General features: G+C 73.6%; 13 protein-coding genes and 1 pseudogene. 4 read left to right on the forward strand and 10 right to left on the reverse strand.

Going from position 1 to position 17677, the window contains the following annotated elements; translation table 11 throughout:
- The first annotated feature begins 101 nt into the window (after positions 1-101).
- The gene (locus P8A18_RS01060) at positions 102-1940 is read left to right on the forward strand and encodes a serine hydrolase domain-containing protein (RefSeq protein ID WP_306050835.1); all 1839 of its coding nucleotides are present in this window, start codon (positions 102-104) and stop codon (positions 1938-1940) included.
- 68 nt (positions 1941-2008) lie between these two features.
- On the opposite strand, the gene P8A18_RS01065 is transcribed toward P8A18_RS01060, so the two are convergent.
- From P8A18_RS01065 to P8A18_RS01080, 4 genes are all read right to left on the reverse strand, one after another.
- Positions 2009-2446 carry a VOC family protein gene (locus tag P8A18_RS01065; RefSeq protein ID WP_306050836.1) on the reverse strand — a complete coding sequence of 146 codons (438 nt, stop codon included), beginning with the start codon at positions 2444-2446 and terminating at the stop codon, positions 2009-2011.
- Between the two features lie 65 nt (positions 2447-2511).
- Positions 2512-4056: a phytoene desaturase family protein gene (locus tag P8A18_RS01070; protein ID WP_306050837.1), complete on the reverse strand. Its 1545-nt coding sequence runs from the start codon at positions 4054-4056 to the stop codon at positions 2512-2514.
- Positions 4057-4103: 47 nt separating this feature from the next.
- The gene (locus tag P8A18_RS01075; RefSeq protein ID WP_306050839.1) at positions 4104-6206 is read right to left on the reverse strand and encodes a serine/threonine-protein kinase; all 2103 of its coding nucleotides are present in this window, start codon (positions 6204-6206) and stop codon (positions 4104-4106) included.
- A gap of 17 nt (positions 6207-6223) precedes the next feature.
- Positions 6224-7123 (reverse strand): oxygenase MpaB family protein, encoded by a 900-nt coding sequence (locus P8A18_RS01080; RefSeq protein WP_306050842.1) that lies wholly within the window; start codon positions 7121-7123, stop codon positions 6224-6226.
- A gap of 296 nt (positions 7124-7419) precedes the next feature.
- Between P8A18_RS01080 and P8A18_RS01085 the strand changes: the two genes are divergently transcribed.
- Entirely contained in the window at positions 7420-8334 is a 915-nt protein-coding gene (locus P8A18_RS01085) for an ADP-ribosylglycohydrolase family protein (RefSeq protein WP_306050844.1), read from the forward strand.
- On the opposite strand, the gene P8A18_RS01090 is transcribed toward P8A18_RS01085, so the two are convergent.
- The 4 genes from P8A18_RS01090 to P8A18_RS01105 all read right to left on the reverse strand — a co-directional run bounded on the left by P8A18_RS01090 (position 8329) and on the right by P8A18_RS01105 (position 12236).
- Positions 8329-9372: a hypothetical protein gene (locus P8A18_RS01090; protein WP_306050848.1), complete on the reverse strand. Its 1044-nt coding sequence runs from the start codon at positions 9370-9372 to the stop codon at positions 8329-8331. The genes P8A18_RS01085 and P8A18_RS01090 overlap by 6 nt on opposite strands.
- A 137-nt stretch (positions 9373-9509) precedes the next feature.
- Positions 9510-10688 carry an acyl-CoA dehydrogenase family protein gene (locus tag P8A18_RS01095; protein WP_306050850.1) on the reverse strand — a complete coding sequence of 393 codons (1179 nt, stop codon included), beginning with the start codon at positions 10686-10688 and terminating at the stop codon, positions 9510-9512.
- A 103-nt stretch (positions 10689-10791) separates the two neighbouring features.
- Positions 10792-11949 (reverse strand): methyltransferase, encoded by a 1158-nt coding sequence (locus P8A18_RS01100; RefSeq protein WP_306050853.1) that lies wholly within the window; start codon positions 11947-11949, stop codon positions 10792-10794.
- An 86-nt stretch (positions 11950-12035) separates the two neighbouring features.
- Positions 12036-12236, reverse strand: a complete 201-nt coding sequence (locus tag P8A18_RS01105) for a hypothetical protein (RefSeq protein ID WP_306050856.1) — start codon at positions 12234-12236, stop codon at positions 12036-12038.
- A gap of 248 nt (positions 12237-12484) precedes the next feature.
- On the opposite strand from P8A18_RS01105, the gene P8A18_RS01110 reads away from it, so the two are divergent.
- On the forward strand, positions 12485-13306 hold the full coding sequence (locus P8A18_RS01110; protein WP_306050858.1) for an endonuclease I family protein: 822 nt from the start codon (positions 12485-12487) through the stop codon (positions 13304-13306).
- Positions 13307-13336: 30 nt separating this feature from the next.
- Here the strand turns inward: P8A18_RS01110 and P8A18_RS01115 are convergent, their stop codons facing one another.
- Positions 13337-13903 carry a hypothetical protein gene (locus P8A18_RS01115; RefSeq protein WP_306050860.1) on the reverse strand — a complete coding sequence of 189 codons (567 nt, stop codon included), beginning with the start codon at positions 13901-13903 and terminating at the stop codon, positions 13337-13339.
- Positions 13904-14051: 148 nt separating this feature from the next.
- On the opposite strand from P8A18_RS01115, the gene P8A18_RS01120 reads away from it, so the two are divergent.
- Positions 14052-15167 carry a baeRF3 domain-containing protein gene (locus tag P8A18_RS01120; protein ID WP_306050862.1) on the forward strand — a complete coding sequence of 372 codons (1116 nt, stop codon included), beginning with the start codon at positions 14052-14054 and terminating at the stop codon, positions 15165-15167.
- A gap of 81 nt (positions 15168-15248) precedes the next feature.
- Here the strand turns inward: P8A18_RS01120 and P8A18_RS01125 are convergent.
- Positions 15249-17635, reverse strand: a pseudogene (locus P8A18_RS01125) (phosphoketolase family protein).
- Positions 17636-17677: the final 42 nt, after the last annotated feature.

Genomic DNA, 17677 nt, shown 5'->3' on the forward strand with positions numbered 1-17677 from the left:
ACGGGACGGCGGGCGCTGACAGTACCCTCTGCCTCGGCAGGAAGTTTCATGCTCGGAAGATATTTAGAAAGTTACTTTCAGGCAGTGGGAAGGGGTTGCGGATGACGCAGGACACGGCGGGCGAGGGCATCAGCCGGCGGCGGCTGGGGGGTGGGATGCTGGCCCTGGGCGGAGCACTCGCCCTGGCGCCCATCCCGTTCGCGGGCACGGCGTCTGCCACGGAGCCGGGAGCGGGGGCGGACATGAGCGCGGGAACCGGGTCGGGGCACGGCGCCCGGCCGACCCTGCGGCGCGGCTCCGCCGCCCGCGCGGGCCTGCTTCAGGAACCGCTCGACCAGCTGGTCACCGAGGCGGAGCGCTACCTCGCCGACTCACCGGCACACCCGTGGTACGCGGGCGCGGTGCTGCTCGCGGGCCGGGGCGGGACGGTGGCGCTGCACCGGCCGATCGGCAAGGCGGTGCGCTATTCGGCGTACGACGAGACCACCGACACGGGGGTGGAGTTCCCGGCGGACCAGCAGATCGCCATGGCCGAGGACACGGTCTTCGACCTGGCGTCGGTCTCGAAGCTGTTCACCTCGATCCTGGCCGTGCAGCAGATCGAGCGGGGCACGCTGGAGCTGGAGGCGACGGTCGCCTCCTACCTGCCGGACTTCGCGGGCGGCGGCAAGCAGGACATCACGATCCGTCAGCTGCTCACGCACACCTCCGGGTTCACCGCGTGGATTCCGCTCTACGACGCGCCGACCCGGGAGGGCAAGCTCGAACTCCTGTGGAACGAGGTGCCGGCGAACCCGCCCGGCACGGTGTACCTCTACTCCGACCTCAACCTGATCTCGCTCCAGCTGGTGCTGGAGAAGCTGACCGGCCGGTCCCTGGACGTACTGCTGCGCGAACGGATCACCGCTCCGCTCGGTATGCAGCGCACCCGGTACAACCCGCCCGCCTCCTGGAAGCCGAAGATCGCCGCCACCGAGGACGCCAGGCTGCCCTGGTCCGGCCTGGAACGCGGCCTGGTCTGGGGCGAGGTGCACGACGAGAACGCGTACAGCCTGGACGGGGTCGCCGGTCATGCCGGGGTGTTCTCGTGCGCCTGGGACCTGGCGGTCCTCGCGCGCACCCTGCTCAACGGCGGGGTCTACGGGCGGGCCCGCGTCCTCTCCGCCGAATCGGTCGACCTGCTGTTCACCGACTTCAACACGGCGTTCCCCGGTGACGCGCACGGCCTGGGCTTCGAGCTCTACCAGCACTGGTACATGGGCGCCATGGCCACGCCCCGGACGGCCGGTCACACCGGCTTCACCGGGACCAGCCTGGTCCTGGACCCGAGCACGGACTCGTTCCTGATCGTCCTGGGCAACTCGGTGCACCCGGTGCGCAACTGGCGCTCCGGCAGCGCGCCGCGCGTCGCCACCGCCAACCAGATGGCGCGGGCCGTCGCGGTCCGGCCGGACCGCGGCCGTACGGCCTGGTTCTCCGGGATGGCCGGCGCCGCCACCGCGACCCTGGCGCTGCCGCCGCTGGCGCTCACCTCCTCGCGCGCCCGGCTGAGCTGTGCGCTGTGGTGGGACACCGAACCCGACTCGGACTTCCTCCTCCTGGAGGCGTCCACGGACGCCGGGGCCACCTGGCAGCCGGTCCCGTTCACCACCACCCCCACCGGGCAGGGGCGGCACCCGCGGCCCGAGCCGCATCCGGAGGGCTCGCTCTCCGGCTGGTCGGGCCGGGTCTGGCACCGCCTCGAAGCCGGCCTCGGTGACTGGCGCGGCGCCCGGGTCCACCTCAGGTGGCGCTACACCACCGACCAGCTGTACGTGGGCCGGGGGGCGTATGTGGACGCCATCCGGGTCGAGGACGGCAGCCGTACGGTCTTCGACGAGACCAGGTCGCCGGACGCCCGCCGCATCGAGGCCGACGGGTGGGCCCCCTCCGCCGACTGACACCGGCGAGGGCCGCGTACGCGGGGCGGATGGGCCGGGCCGCCCCGCGTACGCACCGGATCCGGAACTCAGAGCAGGCAGAACTCGTTGCCCTCCGGGTCCGTCAGCACGTAGTGGTCGGGCCTGCCTTGGGCCTCGTACTCCCCCAGGACCGTCGCCCCGGCGGCGGTCAGCCGCGCCAGCGCCTCCCGCACGCGCGGCCACCGCACCTCCCACGGCACGTCACGGCCGCCGCCCGCCTGCACGTCCAGGTGCAGGCGGTTCTTCCCGGCCTTCGCCTCGGGCACCTTGAGGAAGGACAGGGCCGGCCCCCGGCCGTCCGGGTCCGCCAGGTAGGCGCCGTCGTCCCACTCCTCCTCGGGGACGCCGAAGTGCGCGAACCACTCCTCCCAGCTGCCGAAGCCCTCCGGCGGGGGCTTCGGCGCGTACCCCAGGGCGAGCGCCCAGAACCGCGCGAGACGCGCGGGGTGCGCGCAGTCGATGGTCAGACTCCAGCGTGTGGACATGTGTTCCTCCGGTCTGCGGGCGCCGGGGCACACCGCGGTACGTCGCCGGTCCGCGGGCGCCCGGTTCAGCGGCCGAGTGCCGCCATCGCGGCGTTGTGGCCGGGGACGCCGCTCACCCCGCCGCCGCGGACCGCGCCCGCCCCGCACAGCAGGACGTTGGGGTGCGCGGTCTCCACACCCCAGCGGCCCGTCGCCTCCGTGGCGTACGGGAAGGCGAGGTCGCGGTGGAAGATGTGGCCGCCGGGCAGCCGCAGGTCGCGTTCGAGGTCGAGGGGGGTCTTCGCCTCGATGCAGGGCTCGCCGTCGGCGTCGAGCGCCAGGCAGTCGGCGACCGGCTCCTCCAGGTGGGCGTCGAGTTCGGCGAGGGTGGCCCGGAGCAGGGCGGCGCGGGCGCCCTCGTTGTCCGCGGCGAAGAGGCGGGCGGGGGTGTGCAGGCCGAAGAGGGTGAGGGTCTGGTAGCCGCGGGCGGCGAGGTCCGGGCCGAGGATGGAGGGGTCCGTCAGCGAGTGGCAGTAGATCTCCGAGGGCGGCGCGGCGGGCAGCCGGCCGGCCGCCGCGTCCCGGTGGGCGGAGGCGAGCTGCCCGTACCCCTCGGCGATGTGGAACGTACCGGCGAACGCCTCGCGCGGGTCGACGGACCGGTCGCGGAGCCCGGGCAGCCGGGTGAGCAGCATGTTCACCTTCAGCTGGGCGCCTTCGGGCTGCTCGGGCGGCTCGTCGCCGAGCAGGGCGGCGAGGGCCTGCGGGGAGGCGTTGACCAGGACCCGGCGGGCGCCGACGGTGTGTTCGCCGCCGTCCGTCCGTACCGTCACTTCGGCGCGCGTCCCGTCGGTGTCGATGCGGACCGCCTCGTGCCCGGTCCTGATCCGTGCGCCGGCGGTCCGGGCGGCTCCGGCGAGCGCGTCGGTGAGCGCGCCCATGCCGCCGACCGGGACGTCCCAGTCGCCGGTGCCGCCGCCGATCACGTGGTAGAGGAAGCAGCGGTTCTGGAGCAGCGAGGGGTCGTGGGCGTCGGCGAAGGTGCCGATCAGGGCGTCGGTGAGCACGACGCCGCGTACGAGATCGTCCCGGAAGTGCTTCTCGACGGCGACGCCGATGGGCTCCTCGAACAGCGTGCGCCAGGCGTCCGCGTCCCCGATCCGCTCGCGCAGCGCGTCACGGGCGGGCAGCGGTTCGGTCAGGGTCGGGAAGACGCGCTCGGCGACCCGCCCGGTCATCGCGTAGAAGCGCTGCCACGCCGTGTACTCCCGGTCGGATCCGGTGAGCGCGGCGAACGAGTCGCGGGTGCGGTCGCCGCCGACGAGCAGCCCGGTGGGGCGCCCGTCGCGGACGGCCGGGGTGTAGGAGGAGACGGTCCGCTTGCGTACGGCGAAGTCCAGGCCGAGATCGCGGACGATCTTCCGCGGCAGCAGCGACACCAGGTAGGAGTAGCGCGAGAGCCTGGCGTCGACACCCGCGAAGGGGCGGGTCGAGACGGCCGCGCCCCCGGTGGCGGCGAGCCGTTCCAGGAGGAGGACGGTCTGTCCGGCGCGGGCCAGATAGGCCGCCGCGACCAGGCCGTTGTGGCCGCCGCCCACGATCACCGCGTCATAGCTGTCCCGTACGGTCATGCCCCTTGGTAGCACGGCGGGGGCGGCCCGGCCAGAGTGGGCGCCGGTCAGGGCGGCGGCTGGCCGCGCTGCTGCCGGAGCGCCGCCACCTCGCGGTAGAGGCCGGCCGCCTCGTGGGCGCGGCCGAGCTGTTCGAGGCAGTGCGCCTCGTCGTCGCGGCCGGCGAGCGTGTCGGGGTGGCCGGGTCCGAGCAGCCGGGTCCGCGCGTCGGCGACCTGCCGGTAGGTGTGCAGGGCCTCCGTCCACCGGCTCAGCCAGCCGAGCGCGACGGCGACCTCGCGGCGGCTGACGAGCGTGTCGGGGTGGTCGGCGCCCAGAACGCGTTCCCTGGCCGCGCACACCGCCTGCGCCTCGGCCAGGGCCTCGTCCCAGCGGCCCAGCCGGCCGAGGTTGACGCCCAGTCCGTGGCGGGCGCGCAGGGTTTCCGGATCGTCCGGGCCGCCTGCCCGGGTGCGGTCGGCGACGAGCGCGCGGTACAGCTCCAGCGCGTCGGCGCTGCGGCCGAGCCGCCCGAGGCTGATGCCGACCTCGTAGCGGGTGGCGAGGGTGTCCGGGTGGTCGGCGCCCAGCAGCCGGGTCCGCGCGTCGGCGACCTGCCGGTAGGTGTGCAGGGCCTCCGTCCACCGGCCGAGCCGCCCGAGCGCGTAACCGACCTCGTAGAGGGTGACCAGGGTGTCGGGGTGGCCGGCGCCCAGCACCCGGGCGCGGGCCGCCGCCACGTCCCGGGCCATGCGGTACGAGTCCTCCAGGCGTCCCAGCCTGCTGAGGCTGAAGGCCAGGTTGTGGCGGCAGCGCAGGGTGTCGGGGTGCTCGGGTCCCATCGCACGCTCACTCGACACGAGGACGGCCGCGTGCAGTTCGTGGGCCTCGTCGTGGCGGCCGAGCCGGCCCAGCGCGTACGCCATCTGCTGCCGGGCGGCGACGGTCTGCGTGTGGTCGGGGCCCAGGGTGCGTTCGCGGGCCTCGGCGATCCGGCCGAACTCGCTCAGCGCGTCCTGCGCCCGCGCCTTGCGGCTCGGTTTCGTCTCCAGCTCGTAGCGGCCGGCGAGGGTGCCGTGCGCGGCGGGCTGCGCGGGGTCGGGGCGTGGACCGGTGCCGCTGCCGGTGGTCCAGGCGCGGGTCAGGGCCTCCGAGGGCCCGGCCGGGGCCGGGTTCGCCGTGCCCGTCGCCTTGAGGCCCCCGGTGATCCGCCGCGCCCATGCGGGGGGCGGCGGTGCGGCGGGTGGCCGGCCGGGGAGCGGCACGGGGACGGGCGGGGCGAGCGGCACCTGGCCGGTCGGCTCCAGGGAGGGGTGCTCTCCGGTGCGGCCCACCGCGATGCGGCGGCGCAGGTCGTGGGCGTCGGCCGGCCGCTCGTCCGGGGTCTTGGCGAGCAGGTCCAGGACGACCCGGTCGAAGAACCCGGGCAGTTCGGCGCGGTGCGAGCGCGGCGGCTCGGGCTGCGTGTCGCGGTGGCCGACGAGGATGCCCCAGGAGTCCTCCAGGTCGAAGGGCGGGGCCCCGGTCGCGATCTCGTACAGCACGCAGCCCAGCGAGTACAGGTCGCTGCGGTGGTCGACCTGGCCGCCGATGATCTGCTCGGGCGACATGTAGTGCGGGGTGCCCATGGCGACGCCGACGCCGGTGAGCCGGGAGGTGACGGGGATGCCGTGGCCGGGCCTCGCTATGCCGAAGTCGCAGATCTTCACCGTCCCGTCGGACAGCCGCATGATGTTGGCGGGCTTGAGGTCGCGGTGGACGATGCCCTGCTGGTGGGTGTAGCCGAGGGCGTCGGCGACCTGTTCGGCGATGTCGACGATGTCGTCGACGGGCAGCGGGTGCTGCTCGTTGTCCGCCAGGAGCTGGCTGAGGTTGCGGCCGTCCAGAAGCTCCATCACGAGGTAGAGCACGCCTTCGTACTCGCCGAAGTCGTGGACGACGGTGACGCCCCGGTGCTGGAGGGCCGCGGCGACCCGGGCCTCGCGGCGGAAGCGTTCGCGCACGATGCGGTTGAAGTCCTCGTCGTGCTGGGGGCTCATCGGCTTCAGGCATTTGACGGCGACCTGGCGGCCCAGCGATTCGTCGCGGGCGCGCCACACCTCGCCCATGCCGCCGCGCCCGATCAGGTCGAGCAGCCGGTACCGGCTCTGGATCAGCCTGGTTTCCGCCATCCCTGTTGCCGCCCCCGTCATTCCGCCTGCTGTCGCCGCGCCCTCCCCGGAGCGTCCAGTATGGCTGCCTGCCTCTTCAGTGTGTACGGGGTGGGGCGGCTGCCGGGTCCGAGCCGCGCCATCGCGTTCATGATGTGACCTGGCGGAAGCCGCCAACGCAGCCGCGCGGGGACGGCCCGCAGGACTGTGCCGGCGGCCCGCAGGCGCCGGTCGACGGCGGCCGGCGGCGGCGCGGGGCGGCCGTACAGCTCCTGCGCGAACGGGGGCAGCGACTGGTAGGCGAGCGTCGCGACACGCCGCCACAGCAGGGCCCGTGCGGGGACGAGCAGGGGGTGGACGGGCGGCGTGCGCAGAAAGCTGTCGACGTCCCTCGCCTCCGGCGTCCGGGCGAGGCACGGTCGTACGCGGGCGAAGTAGGCGGCCAGCTGCGCGGTCGTCGCGGGCACCCGGTCCGGGTCGAGGCCGACGAGGCGGGCGCCGCGGCGGTGTTCGTCGATGTACTGGTCGGCCTGCCGGCCGGTGAGCGGGTAGCCGGAGCGGCGCAGGACCTGGAGGTAGGAATCCGCCTCGGCGCAGTGCACCCACAGCAGTAGCTCGGGCTCGTCGACGCCGTAGGTGCGCCCGGTCGCCGGGTCGGTGGCCTTCAGGTGCCGGTGGATCCTCCGGACCCGGGCGCCCGCCTTCTCGGCGGCTTCGGTGGTGCCGTAGGTGATGGTGCCGACGAAGCCCGCCGTGCGCATGAGCCGGCCCCAGGCGTCCTCGCGGAAGTCGGAGTTCTGCATGACCCCGCGCACCGCGAGCGGGTGGAGCGCCTGGAGGTACAGGGCGCGCACACCGGCCACCCACATCATCGGGTCGCCGTGCAGCTGCCAGGTGACCGATGCGGGGCCGAAGAGCCCGGGGTCGGCTTGCGTCATGTGCGGGTACCTCCGGCTCGGCGGCGGTCCGGGGGCGATCCGCCGGATGCCCCCAGTGTGGCCGGGGGCGCGCCCGGTGGGCACCCGTACGACGGGGGCGTCAGGCCGGCGGTGGGCGCCTGGCCGGTGTCGCGGCGGTGGCGGACGGTGGTGGGGCTGAGGCCGGTGTGCTCGGGCCGGCGCGCCGCGCCCCGCTGTCCCGGGGCGCCGCGGCGGCCGCCTCGGCCCGGCGCGCCGAAGCGGGCCGACCGGAGCCGGCGGCCCGGCCGGGGACCCCGCCTTGTCATACTGCTCCGATGACCAACCCGCCTGTCCCCGCGCTGGATTCGCTCTCCGGGCTCGCCTTCGGTGACGCCTTCGGCGACCGCTGGTTCGGCATCCTGCGCCGCGAGGGCCCGGAGCCCCTGGCGGCACGGATCCCGCCCCAGGAGCCGGTGTGGCAGTGGAGCGACGACACCGCCCAGGCGATCGTTCTCGTCCGTGAACTCGCCGAGGGCGCCGGCACCGTCGACCAGGACCGCTTCGCGCTGCGTCTCGCCGAGGCGTACGCCGCCGACTCGCACCGCGGCTACGGCGCATCGATGCACGACGTGCTCCGCCGGGTCGGCGCGGGCGAGCCGTGGCGGGACGTGGTGACCGGGCAGTTCGAAGGGATGGGCTCCTGGGGCAACGGCGCGGCGATGCGTGTCGCCCCGCTCGGCGCCTGGCACGCCGCCGACCTCGACACGGCCGCCGAGCAGGCCGCCCGCCAGAGCGAGGTCTCGCACCACCACCCGGAGGCGGTCGCCGGAGCGGTGGCGGTGGCCCTCGCGGCGGCGCTGGCCACGCGCAGCCGGGGCGGACCTGCCCCGGCCCGTGCGGACTTCCTCCAGGAGGTCGCCGCTCGGCTGCCCGACAGCGATGTCCGGTCGGGGGTGCGGGTCGCGGCGCGGATGCCGGCCCGTACCTCGCTGCGGCATGCCGCGGAGGTCCTGGGCTCCGGCTACCGGATGTCCGGGCCCGACACCGTCCCCTTCGCCCTCTGGTGCGCGGCGGGGCACCTGGACGGTCTGGAGGAGGGCCTGTGGTTCACCGTGGAGGGACGCGGCGACATCGACACCACCTGTGCCATCGCCGGCGGGGTGATCGCCGCTCGCACGGGCGTGGCCGCGCTCCCGCCCGCCTGGCACGCGGCCCGGGAACCGCTGCCCGCGGTGGATGAGGGCTCATGACCGGTACCCGCCGTGATACCCGCGCAGCCGGGGGGCGCGTACGGCGGGCAGCCCGGCCAGGGTGTCCTCGAAGGCGTGGTGGTGAGGCGTCAGCGGGCGCCAGGGGCGCGGCGGCAGCGGGTACTCGTCACGCAGGACACCGTCCGGAAGCACCCCCGTCGCGGGGATCGGTGAGGTCTCACCCGGGTGGGCGAGGTAGGCCCAGACCCCGCTGTCCAGCGGCACGACGGGCGCGTCGTCGCCGGGTGGGCGCCAGGGTGTACCCGTGAGGGGGTGGCGGGGTACGAGGAGGACGTCGGGACGGGGCCGGGGTGTGCGGATTCCCGGGCCGGCCAGCCCGGCACAACGCGCATCGGGACCGGCCGGCAGGTACCGGCCGACCGCGTGGCCGAGCAGCTCGGCGACGGGGCCCGTGGGAAGGATCACGTGGCGGCCCCCGGTGGCCGCCACGAGGTGGGCCAGCGCGACCCCGACCGCCGCCTCCCAGCGGCGGCTCCACGACCCGTCGGATTCGACGGGTGGGACGCGGTGCCCGGCGCGCTCCACCTCGTCCCAGCCGGGAGGCGGACCGTCGGGAAGCGCGGAGGTGCGGCGTACGACCGCGCCGGGCTCCAGCCATACCGTCTGCCACAGTCCACAGTCGTCCATGCGGGTCGCCACGGCCCGCCCGCACCCCTCGCACGCCAGGTTGGGGCCGGCCCGGCCGTCCACACCCCGGCAGTAGCCCTCGCACTTCTCGGGTATCAGGGCCATGGACCGGGAGTCGCCGGGGGCGATGACGATCCTGTTCCGCGCGCCGAAGGAGACGGAGCGCACCGGCGCGTACACACCCTGCCGGGCAGCCGCGTCCTCTCCGACCTCCTCCCACAACCGCCACGGCGGTCCGGTGGGCAGGGGGTCGACGGCGTACGTCGCCGGCTCCATCAGCGGAGGGTGGAGCTCCTCCCATCCCCCGTGGTGGGTATGGACCGGGAGGGCCACCCGGGACACCGGCGCCGTCAGCTCCGTACCGCACCCGGCACACACGAACACGTCCAAACAAGCTTCCCCTCGCCCCGGTTGCCGGGGAATTGTGCCTGGCCCACGGCGAAGGGTCCACCGGATTTCCTTTGAGGCGGGACCGATGCGCCGGGCCCGCGCCGCCCCGTCAGGAACGGGTACCGCGTCACACCGCCTCAGCGCCGTACGCGCGGCATCCCGAGGCCGATCCAGGAGATGATCTCCCGCTGGATCTCGTTGTTGCCGCCGCCGAAGGTGAAGATGACGGCGGAGCGATAGCCGCGTTCGAGTTCGCCGTGCAGCACGGCGCCGGCCGAGCCCTCCTTGAGGGGGCCGGCGGAGCCGACGACCTCAAGGAGCCAGGCATAGGCGTCCCGGCGTGCCTCGGAGCCGTAGACCTTGACGGCGGAGGCGTCCTGGGGGGTCAGGGTCTGGTGCTGGACGGCGGAGACCATCTGCCAGTTGAGGAGTTTCATCGCGTCGAGCCGGGCGTGGGTGCGGGCGAGGCGGGTGCGGACCCAGCCGAGGTCGATGACGCGGCGGCCGTCGCCGAGGCGGGTCCCGGCGGCCCAGCGGCGCACGTCGTGCAGGGCGCGGATGGCCATGGTGCCGTGGGCGGCGAGCGTGACGCGTTCGTGGTTGAGCTGGTTGGTGATGAGGCGCCAGCCCTTGTTCTCCTCGCCGACCCGGTGGGAGACGGGGACGCGGATGTTCTCGTAGTAGCTGGCGGTGGTGTCGTGCGAGGCGAGCGTGTTGATGATGGTGCAGGAGTAGCCGGGGTCGGAGGTCGGGACGAGGAGCATGGTGATGCCCTTGTGGGCCGGGGCGTCCGGGTCGGTGCGGGCGGCGAGCCAGACCCAGTCGGCGGTGTCGCCGTTGGTCGTCCAGATCTTCTGCCCGTTGACGACGTAGCTGTCGCCGTCGCGGACTGCCCGGGTCTTGAGGGCGGCGAGGTCGGTGCCCGCGCCGGGTTCGCTGTAGCCGATCGCGAAGTCGGTCTCACCGGCCAGGATCCCGGGCAGGAAGGCGGCCTTCTGTTCGTCGGTGCCGAAGTGCATGATCGTCGGGCCGACGGTGTTGAGGGCCATCAGCGGCAGGGGTACGCCCGCCTGGGCCGCCTCGTCGAAGAAGATGAACTGCTCCATCGGCGACAGGCCCCGCCCGCCGTACTCGGTGGGCCAGCCGACGCCGAGCCAGCCGTCGGCGCCCAGGCGCCTGATCGTCTGCCGGTAGAAGCGCTTCTGGGCGGCCGGGTCCCCATAGCGGGCGTAGGCGTTGTCGGGGACCAGGGCGGCGAAGTACGTACGCAGTTCGGCGCGCAACTCCTGCTGCTGCGGCGTGTATTCGAGGTGCACGGCCCCTCCAGGATGCTCGCGGTCGCGTCGCCCGTGTGCGGCGGCGCACACAGTAGAACGTGTTGCAAGAATCCGGAAGGGGTACGGCCCCGCGGTGCGCGGGTCAGCGTTTGACGGCGCGCAGCACGACGAACTTCGGGTCCCCCGCCACCGTGGCGCAGTTGCCGAAGACGCGGCGCAGGGCGGTGTGGTGGCCGAGGTGCCGGTTGGCGACCACCCAGAGCTCGCCGCCCTGGCGCAGCGCGCGACGCGCCCCGTGGAACATGTTCCGGGCGGTGGCGTCCGTCGTGGCCTGGTGGGAGTGGAAGGGCGGGTTGTTCAGGACCAGGTCCGCACTGCCGGGCTCGGCGCCGGCGAGGCCGTCACCGACGACGAAGCGGGCGCGGGCTCCGGGGCCGGTGTTGGCCCGGAAGGTTTCCTCGGCGGAGGCGACGGCCTGATGGGACTCGTCGATGAAGGTGAGCGTGGCGTCGGGGTTGGCGAGTGCGGCGGCGAGGCCGACGACGCCGTTGCCGCAGCCGAGGTCGACGACCCGGTCGGGGCCGCTGCGGGCCGGCAGGTGCTTCAGGAAGAAGCGGGTGCCGATGTCGAGCCGGTCGGCGCAGAAGATCCCGGCGTGGTTGGTGACGGTGCGGCCGGCTACCGCTCCGGCGTCGTCGGGCAGCGCGTAGCGCAGGGGCCAGGGGCTGGGGGTGCGAGGCAGGGCCGGGTCGGGCGTGCAGTGGATGAGCCGGGCCTTGCGGACCGCGAGGGAGGTGCGGGTGGGGCCGATGATCCGCTCGAAGAGGCTGAGCGTGGAGGTGTGGATCTCCTTGACCATGCCGGTGCCGACGACGACGGTGCCGGCATGCACGGCGGGCGCCAGCCGGTGCAGCTGGTCCTCCAGGAACGCGAGGCTCTTGGGCACCCGTACGAGGAGCACGTCGACGCGGTCCGGCGGGGTGTCGCGCGAGGACAGCAGGCGCACGGCGTCCGCGGCCGCGCCGTTGCGCCGCAGGTTCGCCCCGGTCGCCCGCTGCGCGAGGAAGGAGTCGCTGATCTGCACGGGGCGGTGGGCGGCCAGCACCGTGCTCAGCGCGCCCCAGCGGTCCCCGACCACGACGAGGCGCCCGGAGAGGTCCACCGGATCCGCCCCGTCGGCCCCCTCCAGATGCTGGAGCAGGTAGGCGTCGGCCGCGTCCCAGGCACGGAAGGGGTCGCGGGGGTCCTCGGGGTAGCGGGCGAGGTCGTAACCGGCCCCTGACGTCGTCAAACGGTTCATTGTGCGTTCAGGCTAACCGAGCGGGGCCGGCGCCCGTACACCCGTGGGTGGCGCGGCTGCCGCAGGCCGCCGCGCCGCTCCGCCGCCTACGGCAGTCGCTTGTCGAGGGCCGCCCGGCCCTCCCTGGCCAGGGTGCGCCGCGCCCACTCGAGGCTCTGCGGTGTCAGGTCGCGCCCCGATGCGAGCACCAGGTCCTCCGCCGAGGGATCGTCGCTGGCGCCGGTGTGCAGAAGGGCGTCCGGGGTCACGCCCCGGGTACTGGATACGGATTCGGACTCGTCGCTCATGCCGCCTCCTTGTCCTTCCCGTCATTCTCGTCCTCCGCCGCCGGGCCCGCATCCGGTGCCGTGCGGTGGCCGGGGAGGGGACTCCGGGCCCTCACTTGACCTGCACATGATAGATACGACGCGTTCACACATCGTCACGGTCCGCATGGAAGGCTCCGTTCACCACATAGCGAACACGACCACCGCGGAGCCGCCCCCCACCTCGTGACGGCGCCGCGGTGTGTGTTTTCCCGGAGAGGACACCCCACATGTCCCGTCGTCACCACCTTCACCCGCGGCGCTCCCTGCCCGCCGCGCTCGCCGTACTCGCGGTGCTCACCGGAACCGCCGCGGCCGCACCGGCCCCGGCCGCACCGTCCACCGCCGCCGCCCCGCTCGCCCCGCTGGACGACACCTACTACCAGGACGCGGTCGGCAAGACCGGAACCGCGCTCAAGAGCGCACTGCACACGATCATCAGCGACCAGAGCAAGATCACCTACAGCCAGGTGTGGGACGCCCTGAAGGACACCGACGAGGACCCCGCCAACCCCTCGAACGTGATCGAGCTGTACACGGGCCGCTCCGAGCCCAAGAGCAACAACGGCGGCAGCGTCGGCCAGTGGAACCGCGAGCACGTCTGGGCCAAGTCCCACGGCAACTTCGGCACGGCCACCGGCCCCGGTACCGACATCCACCACCTGCGCCCCTCGGACGTCCAGGTCAACTCCACGCGCGGCAACAAGGACTTCGACAACGGCGGCAGCGCGGTGAGCGGCGCGCCGGGCAACTACACCGACAGCGACTCCTTCGAGCCGCGCGACGCCGTCAAGGGCGATGTGGCGCGCATGATCCTCTACATGGCGGTGCGTTACGAGGGCGACGACTCGTTCGCCGATCTGGAGCCCAACGACAGCGTGTCGAACGGCTCCGCCCCGAACATCGGCCGGCTCTCGGTACTGAAGACCTGGAGCGAGCAGGACCCGCCGGACTCCTTCGAGAAGCGGCGCAACGACGTCATATTCGACCAGTACCAGCACAACCGGAACCCGTTCATCGACCACCCCGAATGGGTGGAAGCCATCTGGTGACGGGGGCGGCCCTGCCCGGTCGCCCCGGCGTCAGCCCCGCTGCGCCTGGGCGATCCGGGGGAACGTCTTGACGCCCGCGGCCTTGCGGCTGTTCGCGTGCTCACTGACGGTGCGGCCGGGCGGGGTGTCGGAGAAGCCGAGCACCACGGAGTCCAGCACCTTGCCCGACGCGTCGACGAACTCCACGCGCACCGCGTAGAAGGCCTCCTTGTCGGTGCGGTTGGTCACCCGCACCAGGGCGCTGCGGAACCGCTCCGACGGTTCGACCGGAAGGCCGCTGACGGAGACGTCGTCGATGGCGTCGCCCTTGCCCTCGACGCCCTTGAGAGTGGCTTCCGCCTTCTGCCGGCTGCGCTCCTCCTCGGCGGAGACCGAGGCCGCGAAGTCCGCCTGGGAGCGCTCGCTCGGGGTCGGGCTGGGGCTCGCCGACGGCGCGGCGGACAGCGTGCGCGTGCTGCGCGCCGTGCCGGGCGACGAGGTGTCGGAGCTGCCGCAGGCGGCGACACCGGCGACGAGCACCGCGGCGAGCACGGCGGGGGTCAGGCTGCGGGCGGCGCGGCCACCGAGGGCGCGCCGCACGGGGCTGGTCCGGTTCACAAACGCTCCGTCTACTGAAGGGGCGCGGGAAGCGGGACTCCCGTGCCCGGAATGACCAACTCGCCCATATTATGATCAAAAGGTATGAATTGACTCGTTGAATCACCCGCTCCGCACGCCGTGCGCGTAATTCCCCGGGAGGGAACTGATGGACACGGACGCTCTGACCGCCGGCCTGCTGCAGGAGCTGCGCGCGGCCAAGCCCTATCCGGCCCTGTCCCTGACCATGCCGACCCACCGGCGCGCCCCGGACAACGCCCAGGACGCCGTGCGGCTGCGCAACCTGCTCTCCGAGGCGGCCAGCAGGCTGGAGGCGGACCCGGCGGTCACCCGCGAGGCACGCACCGCGATCAGGCAGCAGCTCGACCGTGCGGTGGGCGAACTCGATCAGCGCCGGGCCCTGGACGCGCTGGTGCTCCTGGCGACGGCCGACGAGTACCGGATCTGGCGGCTGCCGCGTACCGCACCCGAACGGGTGGTGCTGAGCGACAGCTACCTGACCCGCAACCTCGTCGCCGCGAAGGCGCAGGCCCAGCCCTTCTGGGCGCTCACCGTGTCGTCCGACCACGCCGCCCTCTACAGCGGCACGGCCGACTCCGCGCAGGAGGCGCACATCGGCGGCTTCCCGCTGAAGGCCCCGCACTGGGACCCCAACCCGCAGCGCGAGGAGCGGATCGGCGACACGCCGAGCAACTTCACCAACGAGGACACCCGCAACTTCCTGCGCGATGTGGACGAGAAGCTGCGCGCCGTCCTGGCCACCGACCCCCGGCCGCTGTACCTGGTCGGGCTCGCCCCGGCGCTCGCCCTGTTCGACGAGGTCGGCGAGAGCGCGAAGGGCTCGGCGGGCCGGGTCACCAAGGGCGCTCCGGCCGAGAACTCGGGGCCCGGGGATCTGCTGACCGAGCTGCGCCCGGCCCTGGAGGCCCGGCGGAAGCGGTTCGCGGCGGAGATCGACGGAAAGCTGGACGAGGCGCGCGGGCGCAAGACCTTCGCCGGCGGGCTGGACGAGGTGTGGGCCGCCGTGCGTGAGGGCCGCGCCGGTCTGGTGGCGGTGGAGGAGCACTACCAGCAGACGGTCCGGGTCGACCGGGAGCACCTGAAGCCGGTCGGGGACAACGCGGATCTGACGGACGAGGACGTCCGCGAGGACATCGTGGACGAGCTGGTCGAGTCGGCGCTGGACAGCGGCGCGGACGTGGTCTTCGTCGCGGACGACTCGCTCAAGGAGCACGGCCGGGTCGCGGCGGCCCTGCGCTACTGAGGCGCCGGCTCCGCCACGCTCACGGACAGGCCCGGACGGATCGCTCCGTCCGGGCCTGTCCGCGTGGCGGCGGGCGTGGCCTCAGCCCTCCCAGACCCAATTGGCCACCTCGGGCAGGTCGGTGCCGTGCTCGCGGATCCAGGCGTGGTGGCGGGTCCGGATGTCGTCCATCTCCTGACGCACCGCCACGGCCCGGACGCCGAGGCCGGGCACCCGGTCGATGACGTCCATGACCAGGCGGTAGCGGTCGAGGTCGTTGCGGACGACCATGTCGAAGGGCGTGGTGGTCGTGCCCTCCTCCTTGTAGCCCCGCACGTGCAGTCCACCGTGGCCGGTCCGGCGGTAGGCCAGCCGGTGGATCAGCCAGGGATAGCCGTGATACGCGAAGATCACCGGCCTGTCCCGGGTGAACAGCGCGTCGTACTCGGAGTCCGGCATCCCGTGCGGGTGTTCGGACTGCGGCATGAGCCGGGCCATGTCCACGACGTTCACCACCCGCACCGCCAGCTCCGGCAGATGGCGCCGCAGGAGGCCGGCCGCGGCCAGGGTCTCCAGCGTGGGGACGTCCCCGGCGCAGGCGAGCACGACGTCGGGTTCCCGGGTGCCGTCCTCGGTGCCCGCCCACTCCCACACCCCGGCGCCGCGCGCGCAGTGCACCCGCGCCTGGTCGAGGGTGAGCCAGTCGAAACCCGGCTGTTTGCCGGCCACGATGACGTTGACGTAGTCCCGGCTGCGCAGGGCGTGGTCGGCCACCGAGAGCAGGGTGTTGGCGTCCGGCGGCAGGTAGACGCGTACGACTTCGGGGCTCTTGTTGAGGATGTGGTCCACGAAGCCGGGGTCCTGGTGCGAGAAGCCGTTGTGGTCCTGGCGCCAGACGTGCGAGGTGAGCAGGTAGTTGAGCGAGGCGATGGGGCGGCGCCACGCCAGCCGGCGCGAGGTCCGCAGCCACTTGATGTGCTGGTTGACCATCGAGTCCACGATGTGCGCGAAGGCCTCGTAGCAGGAGAACAGCCCGTGCCGGCCGGTCAGCAGATAGCCCTCCAGCCAGCCCTGGCACAGGTGCTCGGAGAGGACCTCCATGACACGGCCGTCGCGGGAGAGGTGCTCGTCGGTCGGGAGCGTACGGGCCTGCCAGGCCTTGCCGCTGGCCTCGTAGAGCGCGTCGAGCCGGTTGGACGCCGTCTCGTCGGGGCCGACGACCCGGAAGTCCCTGCGGTCGGCCGTCGCCGCCATGACCGCTTCGAGGAGCCCGCCCAGCACCCGGGTCGGCTCCCGCAGGGTGGTGCCCGGCCGCTCCACCTGGACGGCGAATCCGTCCAGGCCGGGGATGGGCAGGTCGCGCAGGAGCAGGCCGCCGTTGGCATACGGGGACGCGCCGAGGCGGGCGGTCCCCTCGGGCACGCAGTCCAGGACCTGCGGGGTGGGGCGCCCCTCGGAGTCGAAGAGTTCCCCGGGCCGGTAGGAGCGCAGCCACGCCTCCAGCTGACGCAGGTGGGCGGGGTTGTCGCGGACGCCGGGCAGCGGGACCTGGTGGGCGCGCCAGGTGCCTTCGACGGGCAGCCCGTCGACCTCGGCGGGGCCGGTCCAGCCCTTCGGGGTGCGCAGCACGATCATGGGCCACTGCGGCCGGTCCGTCTCGCCGCCGGTCCGGGCGGCGGCCTGGATCTCCTCGACGCGGTCGACGGCCCGGTCCATGGCGAGGGCCATCTCCCGGTGCACGGTGCGGGGATCGTCCCCTCCACGTACAGGGGTTCGTGTCCGTAGCCGCGCAGCAGGGCGTCCAGTTCGGCCTGCGGGAGGCGGGCGAGCACCGTCGGGTTGGCGATCTTGTATCCGTTGAGGTGGAGGACCGGCAGGACGGCCCCGTCGTGGACCGGGTCGAGGAACTTGTTGGCGTGCCAGGAGCCCGCGAGCGGTCCGGTCTCCGCCTCGCCGTCGCCGATGACGCAGGTGACCAGCAGGTCCGGGTGGTCCAGGGCGGCGCCGTAGGCGTGGCCCAGGGAGTAGCCGAGTTCGCCGCCCTCGTGGATGGAGCCCGGCGTCTCGGGCGCGACGTGGCTGGGCACGCCGCCGGGGTAGGAGAACTGCTTGAACAGCAGGCGCATGCCCTCGGCGTCCCGGCTGACATCGGGATACGTCTCGGAGTAGCTGCCCTCCAGCCAGGAGCCGGCGAGGACGGCGGGACCGCCGTGACCGGGCCCCCAGACACACAGGGCGTGGGTGCCGCGCGCCCTGATCAGCCGGTTGACGTGGGTGTACACGAGGTTGAGGCCCGGTGAGGTGCCCCAGTGCCCGAGCAGCCTCGGCTTGATGTCCTCGGGCGTGAGCGGCCGGGTCAGCAGCGGGTTGTCCATGAGGTAGATCTGTCCCACGGCCAGGTAGTTGGCGGCCCGCCAGTGCGCGTCGAGCGCGTCGATCTCCTCCTCGGACGGGCCGGCCGCCGGCGGGGACGGTGGGGCGTCGCTCATGGTCACCTCTCAGCGGGCGGGTGCGGGGGTGCCACGTGTGCG

Source organism: Streptomyces sp. Mut1, assembly GCF_030719295.1.
Taxonomy (GTDB): domain Bacteria; phylum Actinomycetota; class Actinomycetes; order Streptomycetales; family Streptomycetaceae; genus Streptomyces; species Streptomyces castrisilvae.